The sequence below is a fragment of the Planctomycetota bacterium genome, from assembly GCA_035384565.1.
Taxonomy (GTDB): Bacteria; Planctomycetota; PUPC01; order DSUN01; family DSUN01; genus DAOOIT01.
In genome coordinates this window covers 37,562-56,877 of sequence record DAOOIT010000042.1, presented here as the reverse complement: position 1 = coordinate 56,877, position 19,316 = coordinate 37,562, and the positions used below count along the sequence as shown (strand labels likewise).

Here is a 19,316-nt window from a genome sequence, read left to right as displayed (position 1 = left end):
TCTTTGACAATTCGGTCTAACCTCCCGCGGGTTGGCAACCCGCGGGAGGTTGGGGCGGGGGGGTGTCTTCGCGGGTGATCGGCTCGGCCGGCTTCTCGGTGAAGAAACGGTAGAAGCAGAAGACGTTGAGGGCAAGGATGCCAACCCAGGAGCCAATCGCGATGAGCCAGCCGGCGGCGGTCATGGCGGGTCCTCCAGGGGTTCGGTGCGGTCCCAGAGGTCGCGGCGCTTGTGCCAGGCGATTTCGAGGCCGACCACAAGGCCGATAAACAGCACGAGAAGCATCAGGCGGGCGCCGAGCACGTAGGGGCGGTCGGGGTCAGCGACGTCCACCATCAGCACCACCTCGATGATCTTGGCTCGCCGGGGGGCGATCTCGGCGGGGAAAGCGGCCTGGAGGAGCGAGCGGTTGAGCTGCTGCAAGCCGTCTTTCGACAACCCTTTGGGCCTGTGGCTGGCGAGGTCCGGGCTCTCCATGATCTGGTTGAGGCCGGCGAGGATCGCGGTCTTGTGCGCCCAGGCGACCTCTCTGGCGTTGGCGGCCTCGGAGGCCGCGGCCCGAGCGTCGGCAGGAAGCAGTCCCCAGACCCTTCGCCGGAGGTCGCGATCGCCGAAGTCAAGCAGCTTGCCCTCCTGGTACCCGTCCACGCGGAGCTTGGCGCAGAAGGCGGGCCAGTCGCGGATGCTGCCGGGGCGGAGGGCGGGGGGGCCTTTCTGGAGGAACCAGGCGGAGAGGATGACGAGGAGGAAGATAGGGGTGACGTACTTGATGACGTAGCGGTAGAGGCGGGGCACGCGGAGGTCGGCCCCGTAGTGCATCTCGGTCCAGGCCTTGTCAATGCCGAAGAACCAGCCGAAGAGAATGGTCTCGATGGTGGCGAAGAGGACGAGGCAGAAGGTGCCGCCCCAGAAGTCCAACTCGTCCACCACGCCGTTGCCGAGGAAGAAGATGGCGGGCTGGCAGAGGACGAAGGTGACGACGATGAACAGGATGGCGGCCTTGCGCTTCGTGATGCCCAGCTCGTCCTTGAGGAAGGCGACGGCGGGCTGGGCGAGGGAGACGGAGGAGGTGATGCCCGCGAGGAAGAGGAGGAGGAACCAGGCGGCGCCGAAGAGGTTGCCCGTGGGGAGCGTCGCCCCGAAGAGGCGGAGGATGGGCAGGCGCTCGAAGATGAGGGGCATGGTGACGAAGCCGAGGTTGAAGGTGCCGCTCTGCGCGATGTCGGCCATCTGGGCCTGGCCGAAGAACAAGAACGCGGCGGGCAGCACGATGGTGCCGCCGAGGAGGACCTCGGCGAACTCGTTGGCGCTGGCGGCGGAGAGGCCGGAGAGCACCACATCGTCGCGGCGCGAGAGGTAGCTGGCGTAGGTGAGGATGACGCCGATGCCGACGCTCAGGGTAAAGAAGATCTGGCCGGCCGCGGCGAGCCAGACGTCGGGATTCCTCAGCGCCTCGAAGTCGGGGTTCCACATGTAGCCCAGGCCGTTGAGGATGTTCTGGCCGGGGTTGGCAGGATGGGCGGGGAGCGTGAGCACGCGAACGGCCAGGGCGATGGCGATGAGGAAGAGCAGGGGCATGGCCCACTTGCAGAGCCACTCGATGCCCCGCGTGATGCCGCGGAAGAGCACCCAGCAGTTGGCGAGGAAGGTGGCCAGGAAGAAGGCGTAGGCGACGGCGAGGCTGGAGAAATGGGTCTGGTTGAGGCCCTGGTAGGATTGCAGGAAGCCCTTCATCGCCGCCTGGTCGGTGGCGCTGGCGTACTCGCCGAAGAGCGAGAAGAAAGCGTAGGCGAGGGTCCACGATTCGATGTAGGTGTAATAGATGAAGATGACGATGGGCCCGAAGATGCCGATGAGGCCGAAGTACTTGATGGCGGGGTGGCGCCAGAGCCGGTGGAACATGCCGGGCGCGGTGCGATGGCCGAAGGCGCCGCCGTAGCGGCCGGTGGTCCACTCGATCCACATCAGGGGGATGCCGAGCAGGACGAGGGCGACGACGTAGGGGATCATGAAGGCGCCGCCGCCGTTGCGGGCGGCCTGGGCGGGGAAGCGCAGGAAGTTGCCCAGGCCCACCGCGCTGCCGGCCACGGCCAGGATGATGCCCAGCTTGCCCGTCCACCTGTCGCGCGGCTCGCCGCCCACCGCCTCGTCCTCCAACGGCCCTGCGTGCCGGGGATGCGTGCTCGACGGCAGCCAGCATCCTACCGGCTCGCGGCGGCCCCGTCAAGGCCGGCGTGCGGGGGCTGGGAAGGGTGCGAACCGGAATTGCGGGCAGGGTGGTTCTCTCTGGAGCCGGAAGGGCTCGCATGGGATAGCCCAGGGCAACGCCCTGGGTTCAGCGGGCTCCACGGGTCCAGCCCTGAAGGGGCGAGATAGAAGCTCTCGATTCCGCCCTGTCAGGGCTGCCGCGGGGCGGTCTTGTTCCCAGGGCGTTGCCCTGGGCTATCCTATCTCGCTCCTTCGGAGCTCCCGCAGCCACCTGCAATTCCGGCCCGCACCCGGCTGGGAACGCGGCTTGACATGGCGGGGCTTTCGGTCATGCTTAGTAGAAGAGGATGCGAAGAGGAGTTGAAGATGGCCGACCGGCGTGCGAACATGTGGATTCAGGGGCTGGCCGCGGCGCTGGCCCTCGCGCTCGGGGGCGTGGGGCAGGGCAAGCCCACGATCCCCGAGGAGAATATCCCGGGCGATGCCAAGCCGGAGGTGCGGCGCTACCTGGAGCAGCTCTACTCGCGCGACCCGGTGACGCGGGCCTATGCCGCCGTGCACCTGGGGCGCATGGGCGACCCGGCCGAGCCGGCGCTGCCGTTCCTGGTGGCCATGCTCGGGGATGACGTGAAGCTCGAGTGGGAGGTGAAGGAGGCCGACCCGACCAATCCGCTCGAGGAGGCGAAGAAGCGTATCCTGGGGTTCTACAAGGAAAAGGAGACGTCGCCCGGCCGCGAGGCGGCGCGGGCGCTCTCGAAGCTGTGCACCGCGGCGCGGGAGGACCTGCTGGCCGCGGTGAAGGACCCGGCCGCCTCCGTCCGCCGGCACGCGGCGGAGGCGTTGGGCGGCATCCGCGACCGCAAGGCCACGGAGCCGCTGACCCTGCTGCTGAAGGACCCCGACAAGGACGTGCGCGCGCAGGCGGCCCGCGCGCTCGGCCGCCTGCGCGATCCGGCGTCCGTGGAGGCCCTCATTGCGGCGATGAAGGACACCGAGCGCGACGTTCGGCGCGAGGTGGCGGCGGCGCTGGGCGAGATCAGGGACCCGCGGGCGCTGGATGTGCTGCTGGCCGCGCTGACCGATACGGTGGACGTACGCACGGTGGCCGAGGCGGCGCTGCTGGAGACGCGCGACCTGCGCGCGGTCGAGCCGCTCATCGTCTACCTGCGGCACCGCAAGGAGGAGGTGCGGCGCATCTCGGCCCGGCTCCTGGGCGCCATCGGCGACGCGCGGGCGCTCAAGCCGCTCGTGCAGGCCCTCAAGGACCAGGCCTCCGACGTGCGGTTCGAGGCCGCCTCGGCCCTGCGCAGGATGTCGGGGGAGGACTTCGGGGAGGACCCGCAGAAGTGGCAGCGCTGGCAGGAGCTGGAGGCGGCGGCGCGCGCGATCGAGGAGAGCATCGCCGGCGACCGGCTGCACACGTACACCGGCGCGCTCCAGCGGGCCGACTGGGCCGCGCGCGCCTACGCGGCCAAGGCCCTGGGCCTGCTGGGCGACCGCCGCGGCGCCACGGCGCTGCGCGGCGCGCTGTGGGACAAGGATGTCACCGTGCGCCGCAACGCGGCGGTGTCGCTCGGCGCGCTCGGCGACCCGCAGGCGGTCGAGCCCCTCATCGCGTCGCTCAGCGATGCCGAGCCCGAGGTCCAGGAGGCCGCCGAGGATGCCCTCCGGCGCATCACGGGCGCGAACCACGGCCGCGACACCCGCAAGTGGCAGGAGTGGTGGGACGAGCACAAGCGGGTCGTGTTCGCCCGCGACCGCGAGAAGACCGGCGAAGAGGCGAGCCCGGACGCCTCGGAGCAGGCCGGCATCGGCGACGTGCCCGCCCCGCGGGGCTCGAGTACCCTCACCTGGCTGCTCATCGCAGCGCTCATCGCCGTGCTGCCCGTGACGGTGTTCATCACGCTGCGGGTGCTGCGCCCGCGCTGAGCCGCCGGGGCCGGGGCGCTACTTGACTTCCACGAGCGAGTAGCGCGAGGTGCCCAGGCCGCGGCGCTCGAGCGCCCGCACCTGCTCGTAGGGGTCCTTGCCGAAGATCTTCTCGAGCAGGTGCCCGCCTTCGCCCAGCTTCCAGCCGCGGAAGAGCGTGCCGGGGATGAAGTTCTCGGCCTGGATGGCATCGAGCGAGGCAGTCTCGATGGCCACGATGTCGTGCGAGGCCATCACGCCGATGTCGGGCACGATGCTGGGGCAGCTCAGGCCCCAGCAGTCGCAGATCATCGTGATGTTCGTAAGCAGGTTGATGTGCAGCACGCGGCGGGGGTCGAACGAGCCGAGGATGGTCTTGGTGGCCAGGGCCATGCCCTCGTGGAAGTGGCGGAAGTGGGTGCGATCGCTCATCGTGAGGGCCTTCTGAGGGCAGGCGACGACGCAGTGGCGGCAGAAGCGGCAGTCGTGGAAATTGATGTCCAGCTCGCGTTTCGCCTTGTTCATCTCGATGGCGCCGCGGTCGCACGCCTCGACGCACCGGCCGCAGAAGACGCAGGCCTCGGCGTCCCACTCCAGGCCGCCTTCGAGGGCGTGCAGGGCGCCGCGCGTGCGGCCGTGCACGCAGCCCATCGCCAGGTTCTTGCAGGCGCCGCCGTACGCGCAGTCGCCGTGGCCCTTGACGTGCGAGAAGTTGACCAGGCAGGGCGCGTCCCAGATGGCGCCGAAGATCTCGAGCTGCTTGAGCGTGCGGTAGCGCACCTTCTTCGTCACGAGATGCGAATCGTAGACGCCGCCCGCGGCGACGAGGGGGCAGCCGAGCGTCTCGGGCGTGTAGCCGCGCTGCGCGGCGGACTCGATGGTGCCGAAATAGCCGTCCACCACGAACGGCCGGCCGCCGGCGTCCTTGATCGCCTGGACGAGGATGCGCACGAAGACGGGATGGATGGTGGTGTAGCCGAGGCCGCCGCCGAGGTGCATCTTGATCGGCACGCGGTCCTTCTGGCAGAGGGCCGCGAGGTCGAGGCGCTGAAGGATGCGCCGCAGCTTGCCGGGCAGGGTGGCCTCGGCGCTGGGGCGCGCGACCTCGGAGGAGCCGAAAAACACCGTCGCCTTGGTGGCCGCCGCGCGGCCCGTGTTCCGTTGCGCCATCGTGACGTTCTCCTCTGGGCTATGCTTGCATTGCCGCGCCATCTTCGCAGGCCGGGCGGGCCGTGTCAAATCCGCTCCTGCGTGGGGGACGGCGTGGGGCGGCAGCTTCGCGTCGAGGGGAAGAGGGGAGGGGAGGCGGCTATCTGGCCGAACGCCATACGCGAATGGCCGCGGCCAGGCACACCACGCCGGCGAGAAACGACAGGAGCGTGATCGGCACCAGATAGCCTGGCCATTTCTGCGGCTGGAACCAGCCGCCATACCCCAGAAGGCCAGCATGCACCCCAACGGCAAACCCCACGGCTCCCAGAGCCACGACCCAGCGGGACGAGTCCACGGCTTCGCAAGTGCGCGCCAGCTTATTCAGGGCGGCAAGAGCCCCTGCACCTACGAGCATCGAGAGGCCGGCGCTCAGCGTCAGCTTCGCGCCCTCAAAGTAGCTGGGATAGTACGCTGCGCTGAGAATCATCAACGACAGCGCAGCGTGCATCAGCAGGAAGAGCCATGACCAGGTCAGCAGCCCCCGGCCATCTGTCCTCTGCCGTGCACGCCGCACGACCGCTATCGTCAGCAGCACAAGCGCGGAGAGAGCCAATGCCTTGCTCATCACGTAGACCGGCCACTCCGACCAGGCGACGCCCTTGAGGATGTTGTAACCGCACCGTCGCATAGACGACACAACCCAGCAGAACGCTCGTCACCAGCTTCATGGCGCCTCCGTGGGAGAGACCGTTAGGGGGACCATCATACTATAGCCAGGGGGTGTCAGACCTGCAACATGCAGCTCGGGCAGGGGAGGCGATTGCGATCAACCTCCCGCGGGTTGCCAACCCGCGGGAGGTTCCCGCTCCGGCGCGCGGAAGAGAAGAGGCCGCGGAGCGGCCAAGAGGCGCGTCCCCACGCAGAGCGTAGGGACGAGAAGAGAAGCGCGTCCCCACGCAGAGCGTAGGGACGCAGAACGTACTCCATGAGTGGGGGAGGCCAGAGATACGAGGGCATGCACGCCTCAGCCGCCCTCCCCTATCGGCGCGCGTTTGGGAGCCCACCGGCCGTCTTCTCACGCATCACGTTTCACGCCTCATACCTTGAGACCTCCGCCTCCATGTTGCGCCTCCATGTTGCATTGCGCGCGGCGGCTGAACGCGCTATATATGCTATTAAGAGGAAATACCCCCTATGTCCCCCACGAGGAGATCCTGATGCTCCGTCACGAGGAGATCCTGATGCTCCGTGCCTGCCTCGCGTGCGTTCTTGCCGCCGCGGCCTTGGCCGGCGAGCCTGGCGCTGACCCCGCCTGGTACGCGAGGAAGGCGTCGTGGCCCGACACGATGCTGGCGTCGCGCGAGGCGCTGGCCAAGGCCCAGGCCGAGGCGCCCAAGGAGGCGGCCTTCAAGCCCTACGTCACGGGCATTGTCCGCGGCGGCCAGCCGGCGCAGCAGATCTCGCTCGACGTCTCGACGCTCGACCAGCTCTGGCTCGTGGCCGACGTGGGCGACGACAACTACGATTGGGACCAGGCCATCTGGGCCGAGCCGCGCCTGGTGACCAGGGACGGCGCCGAGGTGCGCCTGCCCACGCTCCAGCCCGTGTCGGTCAAGGTCGGCTGGGGCCAGCTCATCCTCAACAACAGCCACACGGGCGGGGGCCTGCGCATCGCCAACAAGAAGTACGAGTACGGCTTCTGGGCGCACGCCCCGAGCGCCCTGTGCTTCGCCCTCGGCAGGAAGTACGCGAGGTTCGAGGCCTGGGTGGGCATTGGCGCCGAGGCGACCTCGCACGGCTCGGTGCGCTTCCACGTGCTGGATCGGGCCGACCGCACGAGCGACCTGGAGACGCTGTGGGCACTCGTCCGCCGCGACTTCCCCGCCGCCGCCCGCGAGATGGCCTGGGAGCGCGACGACCGCATCTGGGACGACGACTGGCGCCCCGGCGACCTCGCCACGCTGGCGGCCCGCTATGCCAAGTGCGCGGCGAGCCGGGCTTCGTCGGTGGGGGCCGAGGCGCAGAAGCTCGCCCCCGGCGTGGCGGAGGCCCCCGCCCTTCAGAAGGTGCGCGAACTCTACTACCGCGCCCGCACCATCGAGGAGAACCTGGCGAAGTTGGGCGACCTGAAGTTCGAGCCGCTCCGCCTGGCCATCGCGGACCTCATCGAGACCCAGGGCGACAAGTATCCCAAGGGCCGCGAGTTCCTCCAACGCCTCGACGCACTCGAGAAGTCGGCCGCGGCCGAGGACAAGGCGGCCAGCGCCGAGCACAAGGCGAGACTCGTCGAAGAGTTCGAGTCGCTCAAGCGCGAGGCCCTGCTCGCCAACCCGCTGCTGTCGTTCGACAAGCTGCTCGTCGTGCGCCGCCATGCCCGCAACCTGGCCCTGCCCGCCAACTGGCAGGGCAACTCGTGCCTGCCGCGCAGCGGCCTCGACAACGAGATCGCCGTCCTCTCGCTGCGCGCTGTGGGCGGGGCCTCTGCGCCCCGCGTCCAAACCCTCTACAAGCCCGAAGGCGGCAAGTTCGTGGGCGACGTGGACCTGCATTTCGACGCCGACCGCATCCTGTTTTCTTCGCTCGATGCCAGGAACCGCTGGCAGGTGTTCGAGATGACGCTTCAGCCTCCCGCGGGTTCGCAACCCGCGGGAGCTTCCCCTGTCCGCCAGCTCACGGGCGAGCAGCCCGACGTGGATAGCTACGACGCCTGCTACCTGCCCGACGGCCGCATCATCTTCGGCTCCACTGCCGCCTTCGTCGGCGTGCCGTGCGTCTTCGGCTCCTCCCACGTCTCGATGCTCTATCGCATGGACGCCGACGGCAGGAACATCCGCCAGCTCTGCTTCGAGCAGGACCACGACTGGTGCCCCACGGTGCTCAACAACGGCCGCGTGCTCTACCTCCGTTGGGAGTACACCGACACCCCGCACTCGCAGACGCGCCTCCTCTTCCACATGAACCCCGACGGCACGGAGCAGATGGAGTACTACGGCAGCAACTCGTACTGGCCGAACGGCATCTTCTACGCCCGCCCGATCCCGAATCACCCGACGAAGGTCGTGGGCATCGTGACCGGCCACCACGGCGTGCCGCGCATGGGCGAGCTGGTCGTCTTCGACCCCGGCAAGGGCCGCCACGAGGCCAGCGGCGCCATCCAGCGCATCCCCGGCTACGGCAAGCCCGTCGAGCGCGTCGTGCGCGACGCGCTGGTGGACGGCTCCTGGCCCAAGTTCCTCCACCCCTATCCCCTCAGCGAGAAGCACTTCCTCGTCTCGTGCAAGCCCACCCCCCAGGCCCATTGGGGCCTCTACCTGGTGGACACCTTCGACAACATGCTCCTGCTGCACGAGGAGCCGGACTACGCGATCCTGGAGCCCGTGCCGCTCCGCAAGACCCCCAGGCCGCCCGTCATCCCCGACAAGGCGGACCCGAAGCGCAAGGACGCGGTGGTCTACATGGTGGACGTCTACCAGGGGGACGGGCTGAAGGGCGTGCCGCGCGGCTCGGTGAAGCGGCTGCGCATCTTCTCGTACCATTTCGCCTACCACGGCATGGGCGGGCTGCTCGGCGTCGTGGGCATGGACGGCCCGTGGGACCCCAAGCGCATCGTGGGCACGGTGCCGGTCGAGGCCGACGGCTCGGCCCTCTTCCGCGTGCCGGCCAACACCCCTCTCTCGATTCAGCCGCTCGACGCCGAGGGCAAGGCCCTTCAACTCATGCGAAGCTGGATGACCGCCATGCCGGGCGAGACCCTCTCGTGCGTGGGCTGCCACGAGAAGCAGAACTCCTCGCCGCCCGCGAAGCAAACGATCGCGCAGTCCAAGCCCCCCGCCGAGATCGAGCCCTGGCGCGGCCCGGCCCGCGCCTTCAGCTATGCGCGCGAGGTGCAGCCCGTGGTGGACAAGTACTGCATCGCCTGCCACGAGGGCACGAAAGCCGTCACCCTGCGCGGCGACCAGAAACCCACCGACTTCAGCCTCGTCACGCCCGGCAACGGCGGCGGGAACGCCGGCCGCTTCTCGCTCGGCTACATCGAGCTCAGCCGCTACGTCCGCCGCAACGGCATCGAGGGCGACTACCACCTGCTCACGCCCCTCGAGTTCCACGCCGACACCACCGAACTCGTCCAACTCCTCCGCAAGGGCCACTACGGCGTCCGGCTCGACGCCGAGGCCTGGGACCGTCTCGTGACCTGGATTGACCTCAACACGCCCTATTTCGGCACATGGACCGAGATGGGCCACAACCCCGGCAAGCAGCGCGAGCGCCGCCTCGAGCTGGCCAGGCTCTACGCCAACCTCGACGACGACCCCGAGGCCGACGCGGCGCTGCCTCCGGCGAAGCTCGGTGATCCCGCTCCTCCGCCTGTCTCTGAAATCGCCAATCGCAAATCGCAGATCGCAAATCCACCTGGCTGGCCCTTCGACGCCGCGGAGGCCAAGAGGAAGCAGGCCGCCGCCGGCCCCGCCACCGCCCGCACGATCGAGCTGGGCCCCGGCATCACCATGGAGCTTGTGCTCATCCCCGCCGGCGAGTTCCTGATGGGCGACAATCCTGTGGGCGGCGTGTCCCCACGCCGCGAGTCGCGGGACGGGGACGTCCCGCCCACAATGTCCTCGCCCGACGAGCAGCCCGTGCACCGCGTGAGGATCGAGCGGCCCTTCTGGATGGGCCGCTGCGAGGTCTCCAACGAGCAGTTCGCCCTCTTCGATTCCGCCCACGACAGCCGCGTGGAGGACAAGAACACCTACCAGTTCGGCGTCCACGGCTACCCCTGCAACGAGCCCAAGCAGCCGGTCGTGCGCCTCTCCTGGCACCAGGCCATGGCCTTCTGCGAATGGCTCTCGCGGAAGACGGGCGAGCGCTTCACCCTGCCCACCGAGGCCCAATGGGAGTGGGCCTGCCGGGCCGGCACCGCCACGCCCTTCTGGTATGGCGGCCTCGACGCCGATTTCTCGAAGTACGCGAACATGGCCGACGCCAAGATGCGCGAGTTCGCGTCCAACCCCTACACCGTCTGGGAGCCGCAGGCCAACGCCACGAAGTACGACGACTGGATCCCCAAGGACACGCGGTTCAACGACGGGCACCTCGTCGCGGCTCCCATCGGCAGCTACCAGCCCAACCCCTGGGGCCTGTGCGACATGCACGGCAACATGGCCGAGTGGACCCGCTCCGAGTACCGCCCCTACCCGTCGGACGAGTCAGACCAGTCGGACAGGTCCGACAAGCCCGCCGCGCGCCGCGTGGTGCGCGGCGGCTCGTGGCGCGACCGGCCCTATCGCTGCACCTCGGCCTATCGCCTGGCCTATCCCGCCTTCCAGCGGCCCTACAACGTCACGTTCCGCGTAATCTGCGAGACCGCTACCAGAACTGCATCCAAGCCGGAATGAGGGGATAGCACCATGGCGCGAGCCTACGTGAAGCATGAGAGGTTCCTCCTGCAGGACGCTCCGGAGTTCTCTGAAGCGTGGCTGCACGAGAGAATCGCCGAGGATCCGAGCATCCTGGGGCTGGGCGAGCTTGAGATACTCGACCGCGAACGAAGGCACGCACGTGCCGGAAGGCTTGACCTGCTCCTCACCGATCCGGACGGCGAGCAAGGATACGAAGTCGAAGTCCAACTAGGGGCGACCGATGCCGACCACATCATCCGGTGCATCGAGTACTGGGACATCGAGCGGCGTCGTTACCCGGCCTACGAGCACAGCGCCGTCCTGGTGGCTGAGGATACGACGAGTCGCTTCCTCAACGTGATGTCCTTGCTCGCCGGAAGCATCCCCCTCATAGCCATCCAGCTCAACGCTCTCAAGGTTGGTGATGGCGTGGTACTCGACTTCGTGAAGGTGCTGGATCAGACGTCCCTGCGCCGTGACGACGAGTCTGAGGGAGGCGAGACCGTTACCAGGTCAGACTGGGTCGAGCGCACAGGCGCGGAGAACATGAGCGTCGTCGATCGAATCCTGGAGATGATCAACGAGAGAGCAAGCCCAAAGCAGCAGTTGAACTACAAGCAGCAGTTCATCGGGCTCACGGACGGTACGCGTTCGCGCAATTTCATTTGGTTCACCCCGCAGAAGAAGGCTGTCCGACTGGGCATGACTACTTCGGAGGTCGCTCCCTGGCAGAAGCGACTCGATGAGGCCGGCGTGCACCACAACCTGATGGAGAGAGGACTCAGAGTGTGGGTCACCTCACGTGATCTGGCCGTTCACGAGGCCCTCCTCCGCGAGCTGGTCCACCGTGTGGTCGGTGAGTACCAGAACAAGTGACGTAGGGAGCGACTTGGCGCCTGGCTGACCACGCGGGTTCCCTCTGGGCGCTTGACTCTCCTACCTGCCAAGGTATAGAATCTATACTGTGGAATTCGAGTTCGACCCGCTCAAGAGCGTCGCGAACAAGAGGAAGCACGGGATCGACTTCGTCGAGGCCTAGGCGCTCTGGGGGGATCCGGACCTGCTCGAAGTGCCCGCGCGCACCGAAGACGAGCCTCGGTGCATTGCCGTGGGCAAGATCGGCGCCAGCTACTGGTCTGCCATCATCACCTACCGAGGCGAGCGGATCCGCATCATCTCCGTGCGCCGCGCCCGCCAGGAAGAAAGAAAAGCCTATGAAGGCTAGAGAGCTGGACAGAAGATTCGACGAGGGCGAGGACATCTCGAAGTACGTTGACTTCGCCCATGCCCGCCGGCCCAACCAGGAGCAGAAGCGCGTCAACGTTGACTTTCCCATCTGGATGGTGGAGTCGCTGGACAGAGAGGCCAAGAGGTTGGGCGTTCCCCGTCAGTCGCTAATCAAGATGTTGATCGGCAGGCATATCGAGAGGATGCGAACCGCGCACTGAGGCGCCGGAGCAGTGCCGTCATTGCTCCGCCATCACGCCCGGGTCGGCGGGGGCGAGCGAGTAGGTGGTGAGGGCGGTGATGCTCTGCGGCGGCAGCTTGTCGGTGAGGCTGGCGGTTTCGGCCGAGAGGGCGAACTCGCCGCTCGGCGCGAGCTTCGCTTCGGCCGCCAGGGCCGCCGCGGTGAGCTGGTAACGGGCGAGCCTGGTGGCGGCGGCCAGGCCGGCCAGCTCAATCGTGGCCTCGTGCTCGGCCTCCGTGGGGTTCACCAGGAAGATCGTGAGCTGGCCCTTTGGGCTGCGTAACGCGGCGACGACGATGCCCGGCGCCGCCTTGCGGCGCGAGGCCGCCCTCACCTCGCACCTCAACACGTCAGACCGCTTGGCCGCGAACCGCGTGAGAATGCCATAGCCGTAATACGCCACGGGCTCCGCACTCGCCTCGGGCAGGTGCTTCTCGGCCTTGGTGTCCCATGTGCGCACGAGCTGCCAGTGGCCTTCGAGGTCGCCGCGGTTCAGGAAACTGCACCGGCTGAAGCCGTCCACTCCCGCCGCCAGGCCGCGCACGACGGTCTCGGCATTCGACAGCGCGGCCTGGAAGCTCGCGGGACCCGGGTGATGGGGGCCGCTGCCGAGGCGCACGTCGCCGAACTCCGAGAGGAACAGCGGCTTGCGGCGCTCGCGCGCCCAGGCGCCCCAGGCGGCGAGAATCGCCTGCCGCTCGGCGTCGAGGCCCGAAAACCAGTGAATGTCATAGGCCGACAGAAGGGCGTCGAAGTCCATCCGCCGCCGGTCCGGCGGGCGCGGGTCGAGCCAGCCGGGGCCCGAGAGCGGCAGCTTGAGGCCGCGGCGCTCGAGCGCGGCCCTGACCGCGGCCAGGCCGTGTGTGATGGATTCCGCGCCGCTCGGCCCCTGCCACCACGACCACTCGTGGCCCGGCTCGTTCGTGATGTTCAGCCACTGGATGCACGTGTAGCGTCGGGTCTTCAGCAGGTGCTCGGCCAGCGTGGCCAGGCCGTCGGCAAAGGCATCCATAGACTTCGGGGCGCTCCGCAGCGGGTCCACGTTGGCCACAGCGTTCCAGTCCACGTGGCTCCACATCTGCTGGAGGAAGACGTCGGCCTTGTGCGTCTCGGCCCAGTCGAGGATGCGGTAGAGCGTGCGCATCTCCTCGTTGTTCCAGTCGAACCGCCCGCGCTCGGGCTCGTACATCCGCTGGTCAATCTGCACGCGGAGCCAGTCGAGGCCCAGCCACGCGGCGTGCTGCTGGATCTGCTGCCAGGCCACCACGTTGTTGAGCGGCGGGTTGGCGCCCCAGGCGCTGGCCCGCGGCCCGCCGAAGTGGGCGCGGATGGCGTGCCACGACGCCCCGATGCCGCCGGCCATCGTGCGCTCAGCCTGCCCCAGGTCCACACGCACCAGCGCCCCGTCGGCCAGAACCGCGGCGGCTAGCGCCACGATCGCCCCTACGATGTACTGCCGTCCCAAGCGTATTCCCCCACAGGGTCGTTCCTGCCGCACCATTCACGAGGTCGGGTTGATTCTACCGGGGAATGCGATTGCCGGCAAGGAGATGACAGGGACCCACAGGGACAGGCACGGACTCGCGCGTTCAGGGGGTCTGGCCGTCCGTGCCCGTTGGTGTGCGTCCGTGTGGTTCCTCACCTGACTTCGTATAGTTCGGCGATGACGCGGCTGGCCTGGCGGCCCTCGGGGCCGAAGGCGGCGAAGCGCAGCTCCCAGAGGCCCGGCTGATCGAGGTGAATCGGCCTCTCGTAACGCGGCGACTCCGCCGTGGGCGACAGGCCGTCGAGGCTGTAGCGGATCACCACGTCCCGGCCGGTCTTTGTGGGCGGGACGTCTCCGTCCCGCGAATCGCGGGGCACGGAGGCCCCGCCCACAATCGAACCCGCCGACGCGACGAGTTCGATGGCGACCTTGCCCTGGAAGACCCCGCCCGCAGGCTTGGCCGCGACGGGGACCGAAGGAGCTTGTGCGGACTCGATGGCCAAGTCGTCAATCCAGGCTTCGAAGGGGCCGCCGCCCGAGCGGCTGTCGTAGGCCACGAGGACAGCCGCGATGGCCTTGCCCGCGTGGGTCTGGCCGAGGGGAATCGCGATCTTCGTCCACTTGCCGACCTCGCCCTTGGGATTGCCGGGATGGACGCCTTGGCCGTCGGTGGTCCTTGCCCCCGAGTCGCGCAGCGTCGAGCCGTCGGCGACGAGGAGGTCGAGGCCCACGCAACGGCCCCGCTCGTTCGTCGGGCGAATCCAGTAGCTCAGCACCGAATCGGGGGCGATGCCGATGGTCTCCTCGAAGAGCGTGCAGTAGACGTGCGAGTAGGCCGGGTCGTCGGCCACGCCCGACACCCGCAGCGCCCGCTTGCCGCCATGGGATGTGGGCGGGATGTCCTCATCCCGCGTATCGCGGCGTGGGGACACGCCGCCCACAGCACCACCCTCGGCCACGCGGCATTCGGGCTTGCTCACGCTCTTGAGGCCGCCGCCTTGTTTCGCAATCGCGTCCGCCGCGGGCTGCGGCTCGCCGGCCTCGAAGCCCGTCTTGAACGTGAGCCGACCAGCAACGGCTGGCGGCGGAAGGGCGAGCGAGTTGCAGCGGGCGTAGAGCTTCCCCCCTGCCCCACTCTCCACCTTCAACTCGTTGGGCGCCAGGTTGGCGATGAGGCGGGCGCTCTCAACCGACGATTCGACGCGGATGTGGCAGGGCATATCCCGCGTCCAGTGGGCGTTCTCGATGGCCACGCGGCCGCCCTTGAGGGTGAAGGGGCCGCAGAGGGTGTTCACCCCCTGAATCAGCACGTCGCCGCTTCCGCCAATGATGCCGCTTGTCTTCCCGCCCCAAATCTGGGTGTTGAAGAAGCTGGCCTTACCCTTGAACGAATCGCCGACGATGATCGCCCCCACCTCGTGCGCGCCGAGGGGCACCAGTTGGGCGTTGATGAACGTCACGTTCGCGCTCCCCTCCAGCACCGCGCAGCGGCTGCCCGTGTCGGTGCCGTGGTTGATCACCGTCGCGTTCGCGCCCTTGTGGGCGGCGTGTCCCCACGCCGCGTCATCCCGAAACGCGATGCCGTCGTAGGCGGCGTAGAGGAACGTGCCCCGCACGTGCTCGTTCTCGCACGCCCCGAACACGATCCCCTCCAGGTTCGCCCGCTGGTACTCGATGACCGCCTGGATGTTCTTCCCCTCGGTGAAGGGGCTTGCCAGGCTCGGATGCACGCGGACGGAGTAGTGGGGATTGAACTGCACGTCCTCGACCCATCCGTCGCCCTTGCACTTGGAGACGAAGAGGCCGCGCTTGAACACGGCGCCCGCGAGGTAGCGGATGACGTGGCCGTCGCTGGGATGCGTCCAGAAATCCGCCCCCTGGTAGGCATTGCCGAGCGTCACGTCCACCAGCCAGCACCCCGGCCCCAGGCTCTGAATCGCCCAGGGATAGGGCTGGATGTTCCGCAGGTCTTGCTCGGGATACCAGATGGTCAGCCCCCGCAGCCCTGACTTCGCTTCGAGGCGAATGAACGGCGTCCCGTCGGCTTTGCCCTTGCCGCTCGTCGTCATCAGCACCGAGCCGCCCGAGACCGTGTGATGCGGCACATCGAAAATGCCGCGAAGCTCCACCCCCGACGGCACCACGATTTCCCCCGCAAACCGATAGTTCCCCGCAGGCACATACACCGTCCCCCCGCCAGCCTTCCGTGCCGCTTCCAGCGCCTTGGTGAACGCCGCCGTGTTATCCTGCTCGCCTTGCCCCGCCCCGAAGTCGGTGACGAGGAAGAGCCGGCGGTTCGGAAGAACCGGGTTTGGCGAGGCAGAGCCGGGGAAGGGCTGGAGTGCCCCCGGACGGAAGTCGTACCCACTGATCAGGGCGTCGCTTGGGGTCCTGCCTTCAATCCGCGGAAGGGATCGTGCCGTATTCCCGAGCAGGCGCACGCGACGGACTCTCTCGCCCAGCCGGACCACGAAGTCCTTGGTTGTGAACAGGCAACCGAGCATCGAGATCTGGCCCTTAGCGGCTTCCGCCAGGAGCGTGGTCGGCCCATCGAGAAAGCACCTCTCGAACGTGAGCGTGCCGGGGCCGTCGAGGAGCGGCGGACTGTTGAAGGTGCACGATTGGAACTGGGCGGTTGAGTTGAAGGATTCAGGCGCATCAACTGAGCGGTCGCCGAGGAATATGCACCCACTTGCCGACAAGCCGATTTCGTTGAGGGCCTCGAGGCGCAAGGCCGTCTCGCAGAGGCCGAATTCAGACCAGGCCATCACTGCGTTGGCGGTTCCCTGCCTGCCTGCGCGCGCAAGGAAGCCCGTCTTGTAGCAGGTGGCCCGAATGTGCTGCAGGTACTCCCAGTCGGAGCGCCGCATCTCGAAGGCGATGCCTTCCCGCCGTAGGCAGCTCTCAAGCGAGTCCATCGCACCTCGTGACACCGGCGAGCCCGGAAGGCCCGATTCCGTCCACCAGCGCGGGCCGAAGTCCACATCCGTCACTCGTCCGATGTCGGTCGTCGTGTCCATCCAGATGCCGGCCTTGAGGGGGGTGCCGACGACGTTGCGGATGGTGTGAAGCTCGTTCCACTCCGGGCCGATCTTGATGGCCTGATAGGGGTTGACGAGCGTCACGTTCTGGATGGTGATGTTGTTGCCCGTGGCCTTCTCCGAGGTGCGGATGGTCCAGGGATAGGGGACGATCTTCATCGGGTCCTGGTCGGGATACCAGATGGCGAGGTTGGTGAGGCCGGTGCCGCGCTCCATCGTGATCGCTGGCGGGCCGTCGGCGTTCCCCTTGTCGGCGGCGGGCATGAGAATCGTCGCCGTTCGTAGTGCGGGCTTCAGCCCGTCTCCTCCGGTACGGCCTGAAGGCCGCACTACGAACGGGTCGAAGTCTCCCCTCAGCGTCACACCTTCCTTGACGGTGAGTCGGCCGGCGAGGCGGTAGCGGCCTGCGGGGAGGAAGACGACGGCTCCGCCCGCGGCGGCGGCCTCGTCAATCGCCGCCTGAATCCCCCCCGTGGCGTCGCCCACGCCGTCCTTCGGCGCATCAATGACCAGCGAGGCAATCACCACGTCGTCGGTGGGGAAACTGGTCTCAATCACGCGGGGCTTCATGGCGGCCGAGACCTCCGAAAGGAGGAGGAGAGCGGCAAGCAAGGCTATTCCGCGCCTCATGGCTTCACCCCAGTTTGCGAAGCCGCAAGCCACGACCCACGAGCCACGAGCGGCGAGCCTCGGAGAAGAAGCAGAACCATTTGGCCAACCCTCTTCAGGCTCGCGGCTCGTGGCTCACCGCTCGCAGCTACTCGGCAATGGCTTTCAGAGCCGTGTCCGCCCCCAGCCTGTGCCCCTCCTCGCCCAGGTGCGTCTTGTCGGAGCAGAAGAGCTTGAGGCGGGCGGCCTCGTCGCTCCCGACCTTCTTGAAGGCCGCGGCAACATCGGCCAGGCCAGTCCGCTTCTTGAGCGCCACGATGCGAACGGCCCCCGCCATCTCGTCCATCTCGTCCCAGCGCTCAATGGCGGGGCAGGTGGTCATCAGGAGCACCTCGCTCTTGCCCTTCGTGAGCCGGCGAATGCGGTCAACGGCGAAGGCGAGGGTGGTCTGGAACTGCTCGCCGCGCATTCCGTCCGTCCAGTCGTTGAAACCGTACCACACCGTCACCAGGTCGGGCTCGGGCGTGTCGCGCACCCACAGGGGCATCTGAAGGAGGCCGTGGGTGAGCTGCGAGCCGCCGCGCGAGACGTTGACCAGGTTCACCTCGGAGCCATAGGTCTCCTTGAGCTTGGCGGCGAAGACCTCGGCCCAGACGACCTGGCGGTTGGCCCAGTGGCGCTTGTCGGTGAGCGAATCCCCCATCGTCACGATGGTCACGGGCTGCTTCGCCTTGAGCTTGGCGAGGAGCTTCGGCACGCCCCCCTTCGCCGGCGCGTAGTCCGTCGTGTCAATCGGGATGTCGCTTTCGAGGGCCACCTGGTCAATCGTGAACGAGTGGGCGGGATAGTCGCGCCAGGTCCACCACTTGCCGAACCAGAAGTTCCCGAAGCCCGAGGGGGCATAGCCATCCTTAGTGCCGATGAGCCTTGCCTTAGGCAACTCGGGGATGAGGTCGCACCAGGGGATGTAGAACTTGCGCCATTCGGTGGAATCGAGCGGGAAGGCGGCGGCGTAGCGGAGAGCGTAGTCCGAGCCGTCAATCAGCTCGATTCCGCCCCAGTTCTTCGAGCCATCGCCCTTGAGCCAGAAGGAGATGCCTGCGGCCTTGTCCCAATCGGGCGTCGCCCGCACGCCGGCGACGAAGAACCCGCCCGACGCGTCGGCGATGAAAGAGAACTTGCACGCCTTCCCCACCTTCCCGTCCACCAGCTCCACCGTACCCGCCGGCTGCTTCTCCTTGCCCACCGGCGTGGGCTTGTGGCGGATGGTGTCCATGTCGAAGATGACCGTCTCGGTGCCCTCCCCGCCGCGGGCAGCCTGCAGGACGGCGCACAACGGGACAATCAGAGTCAGGATTCCTCGACGCGTGTGCATGTTTGCCTCCGGATACACATGGGGGCGATCAGGTCGCCCAGTTCTCGACTTGGAGTCCCGGCACGCGCCGGAACTCGCGTTCGTTGTTGGTCACGAGGGTGTGTTCGGCGGAGAAGGCATGGGCCGCGACAAGGAGGTCCAGCGGTCCGATGGGCTGCCCCCGGCGCTCCAGGAGGGCGCGGAGCCAGCCATAGGCCGGCGCCGCCTCGGGGCCGTAGGCAAGGATCGTCATCGGCATGAGGAACTTGACGAGGGCCAGGCGGTTGCGAGCGGGGTCGGAGCTCTTCTGAACGCCGTATTCCAACTCGCTCAGGGTGATGCTGGAGATGGCGACGAGGGACGGGTCGGCCTCGAGCACGGCGCAGAGCTGCTGCGTGACCCGCGGCGGCCGCCGCTTGATGGCATAGATGCAGGTGTCCGTATCGAGCAGATAGGCCATCAGAGGGATTCCCGCTTCTCCGGGTTACCTTGCTCCCGTTTCTCCATGAAGTCGGGGGTGAACAGGTCCAGGCTCTCCCTGAAGGAATCCAGGAGGGCCGACTTGGGCATGAGGATGACCATGTCGCCGATGCGGTTGACATAGACCTCCTTGCCCCGGAAGCGGCAATCCTTCGGCAGCCGCACCGCCTGGCTCCCGCCATTCGTGAAGACCTTTGCGGTGTGCATCTGGGTT

General features: G+C 67.7%; 13 protein-coding genes and 1 pseudogene. 5 read left to right on the top strand and 9 right to left on the bottom strand.

Going from position 1 to position 19,316, the window contains the following annotated elements:
- Positions 1-16: 16 nt before the first annotated feature.
- Together PLE19_15700 and PLE19_15695 are read right to left on the bottom strand one after the other, a co-directional pair.
- A complete protein-coding gene (locus PLE19_15700) occupies positions 17-184 on the bottom strand; it encodes a hypothetical protein (GenBank protein HPD16397.1) in 168 nt (55 codons plus the stop codon).
- On the bottom strand, positions 181-2,142 hold the full coding sequence (locus PLE19_15695; protein HPD16396.1) for a sodium-dependent transporter: 1,962 nt from the start codon (positions 2,140-2,142) through the stop codon (positions 181-183). The genes PLE19_15700 and PLE19_15695 overlap by 4 nt, the downstream gene beginning before the upstream one ends.
- A 432-nt stretch (positions 2,143-2,574) precedes the next feature.
- Here PLE19_15695 and PLE19_15690 point away from each other — a divergent pair, with 432 nt between their 5' ends.
- Entirely contained in the window at positions 2,575-4,137 is a 1,563-nt protein-coding gene (locus PLE19_15690) for a HEAT repeat domain-containing protein (protein ID HPD16395.1), read from the top strand.
- A gap of 18 nt (positions 4,138-4,155) precedes the next feature.
- On the opposite strand, the gene PLE19_15685 is transcribed toward PLE19_15690, so the two are convergent.
- Together PLE19_15685 and PLE19_15680 are read right to left on the bottom strand one after the other, a co-directional pair.
- Positions 4,156-5,286, bottom strand: a complete 1,131-nt coding sequence (locus PLE19_15685) for a DUF362 domain-containing protein (protein HPD16394.1) — start codon at positions 5,284-5,286, stop codon at positions 4,156-4,158.
- 139 nt (positions 5,287-5,425) lie between these two features.
- Positions 5,426-5,956: a hypothetical protein gene (locus tag PLE19_15680; GenBank protein HPD16393.1), complete on the bottom strand. Its 531-nt coding sequence runs from the start codon at positions 5,954-5,956 to the stop codon at positions 5,426-5,428.
- 529 nt (positions 5,957-6,485) lie between these two features.
- Between PLE19_15680 and PLE19_15675 the strand changes: the two genes are divergently transcribed.
- From PLE19_15675 to PLE19_15660, 4 genes and pseudogenes are all read left to right on the top strand, one after another.
- Positions 6,486-10,661: an SUMF1/EgtB/PvdO family nonheme iron enzyme gene (locus PLE19_15675; protein HPD16392.1), complete on the top strand. Its 4,176-nt coding sequence runs from the start codon at positions 6,486-6,488 to the stop codon at positions 10,659-10,661.
- Positions 10,662-10,673: 12 nt separating this feature from the next.
- Positions 10,674-11,540: a hypothetical protein gene (locus PLE19_15670; protein ID HPD16391.1), complete on the top strand. Its 867-nt coding sequence runs from the start codon at positions 10,674-10,676 to the stop codon at positions 11,538-11,540.
- Positions 11,541-11,628: 88 nt separating this feature from the next.
- A pseudogene (locus PLE19_15665) lies at positions 11,629-11,889 on the top strand (BrnT family toxin).
- A complete protein-coding gene (locus PLE19_15660) occupies positions 11,879-12,112 on the top strand; it encodes a CopG family antitoxin (protein HPD16390.1) in 234 nt (77 codons plus the stop codon). The pseudogene PLE19_15665 and the gene PLE19_15660 overlap by 11 nt, the downstream one beginning before the upstream one ends.
- A gap of 18 nt (positions 12,113-12,130) precedes the next feature.
- On the opposite strand, the gene PLE19_15655 is transcribed toward PLE19_15660, so the two are convergent.
- The 5 genes from PLE19_15655 to vapB form a co-directional block, all read right to left on the bottom strand.
- Entirely contained in the window at positions 12,131-13,567 is a 1,437-nt protein-coding gene (locus tag PLE19_15655; protein HPD16389.1) for a hypothetical protein, read from the bottom strand.
- A gap of 203 nt (positions 13,568-13,770) precedes the next feature.
- A complete protein-coding gene (locus PLE19_15650) occupies positions 13,771-17,229 on the bottom strand; it encodes a glycosyl hydrolase family 28-related protein (GenBank protein HPD16388.1) in 3,459 nt (1,152 codons plus the stop codon).
- 187 nt (positions 17,230-17,416) lie between these two features.
- The gene (locus PLE19_15645; protein ID HPD16387.1) at positions 17,417-18,643 is read right to left on the bottom strand and encodes a GDSL-type esterase/lipase family protein; all 1,227 of its coding nucleotides are present in this window, start codon (positions 18,641-18,643) and stop codon (positions 17,417-17,419) included.
- Between the two features lie 28 nt (positions 18,644-18,671).
- Positions 18,672-19,082, bottom strand: coding sequence for a type II toxin-antitoxin system VapC family toxin (locus tag PLE19_15640; protein HPD16386.1), 411 nt, complete (start codon positions 19,080-19,082; stop codon positions 18,672-18,674).
- The gene (gene vapB / locus PLE19_15635) at positions 19,082-19,309 is read right to left on the bottom strand and encodes a type II toxin-antitoxin system VapB family antitoxin (protein HPD16385.1); all 228 of its coding nucleotides are present in this window, start codon (positions 19,307-19,309) and stop codon (positions 19,082-19,084) included. The genes PLE19_15640 and vapB overlap by 1 nt, the downstream gene beginning before the upstream one ends.
- Positions 19,310-19,316 lie beyond the last annotated feature (7 nt).

What these genes read in the sequence shown, in the direction of transcription:
- PLE19_15700 (HPD16397.1), bottom strand. Translation starts at nt 184, where the DNA reads ATGACCGCCGCCGGCTGGCTCATCGCGATTGGCTCCTGGGTTGGCATC.
- PLE19_15690 (HPD16395.1), top strand. Translation starts at nt 2,575, where the DNA reads ATGGCCGACCGGCGTGCGAACATGTGGATTCAGGGGCTGGCCGCGGCG.
- PLE19_15685 (HPD16394.1), bottom strand. Translation starts at nt 5,286, where the DNA reads ATGGCGCAACGGAACACGGGCCGCGCGGCGGCCACCAAGGCGACGGTG.
- PLE19_15680 (HPD16393.1), bottom strand. Translation starts at nt 5,956, where the DNA reads ATGCGACGGTGCGGTTACAACATCCTCAAGGGCGTCGCCTGGTCGGAG.
- PLE19_15675 (HPD16392.1), top strand. Translation starts at nt 6,486, where the DNA reads ATGCTCCGTCACGAGGAGATCCTGATGCTCCGTGCCTGCCTCGCGTGC.
- PLE19_15670 (HPD16391.1), top strand. Translation starts at nt 10,674, where the DNA reads ATGGCGCGAGCCTACGTGAAGCATGAGAGGTTCCTCCTGCAGGACGCT.
- PLE19_15660 (HPD16390.1), top strand. Translation starts at nt 11,879, where the DNA reads ATGAAGGCTAGAGAGCTGGACAGAAGATTCGACGAGGGCGAGGACATC.
- PLE19_15650 (HPD16388.1), bottom strand. Translation starts at nt 17,229, where the DNA reads ATGAAGCCCCGCGTGATTGAGACCAGTTTCCCCACCGACGACGTGGTG.
- PLE19_15645 (HPD16387.1), bottom strand. Translation starts at nt 18,643, where the DNA reads ATGCACACGCGTCGAGGAATCCTGACTCTGATTGTCCCGTTGTGCGCC.
- PLE19_15640 (HPD16386.1), bottom strand. Translation starts at nt 19,082, where the DNA reads ATGGCCTATCTGCTCGATACGGACACCTGCATCTATGCCATCAAGCGG.
- vapB (HPD16385.1), bottom strand. Translation starts at nt 19,309, where the DNA reads ATGCACACCGCAAAGGTCTTCACGAATGGCGGGAGCCAGGCGGTGCGG.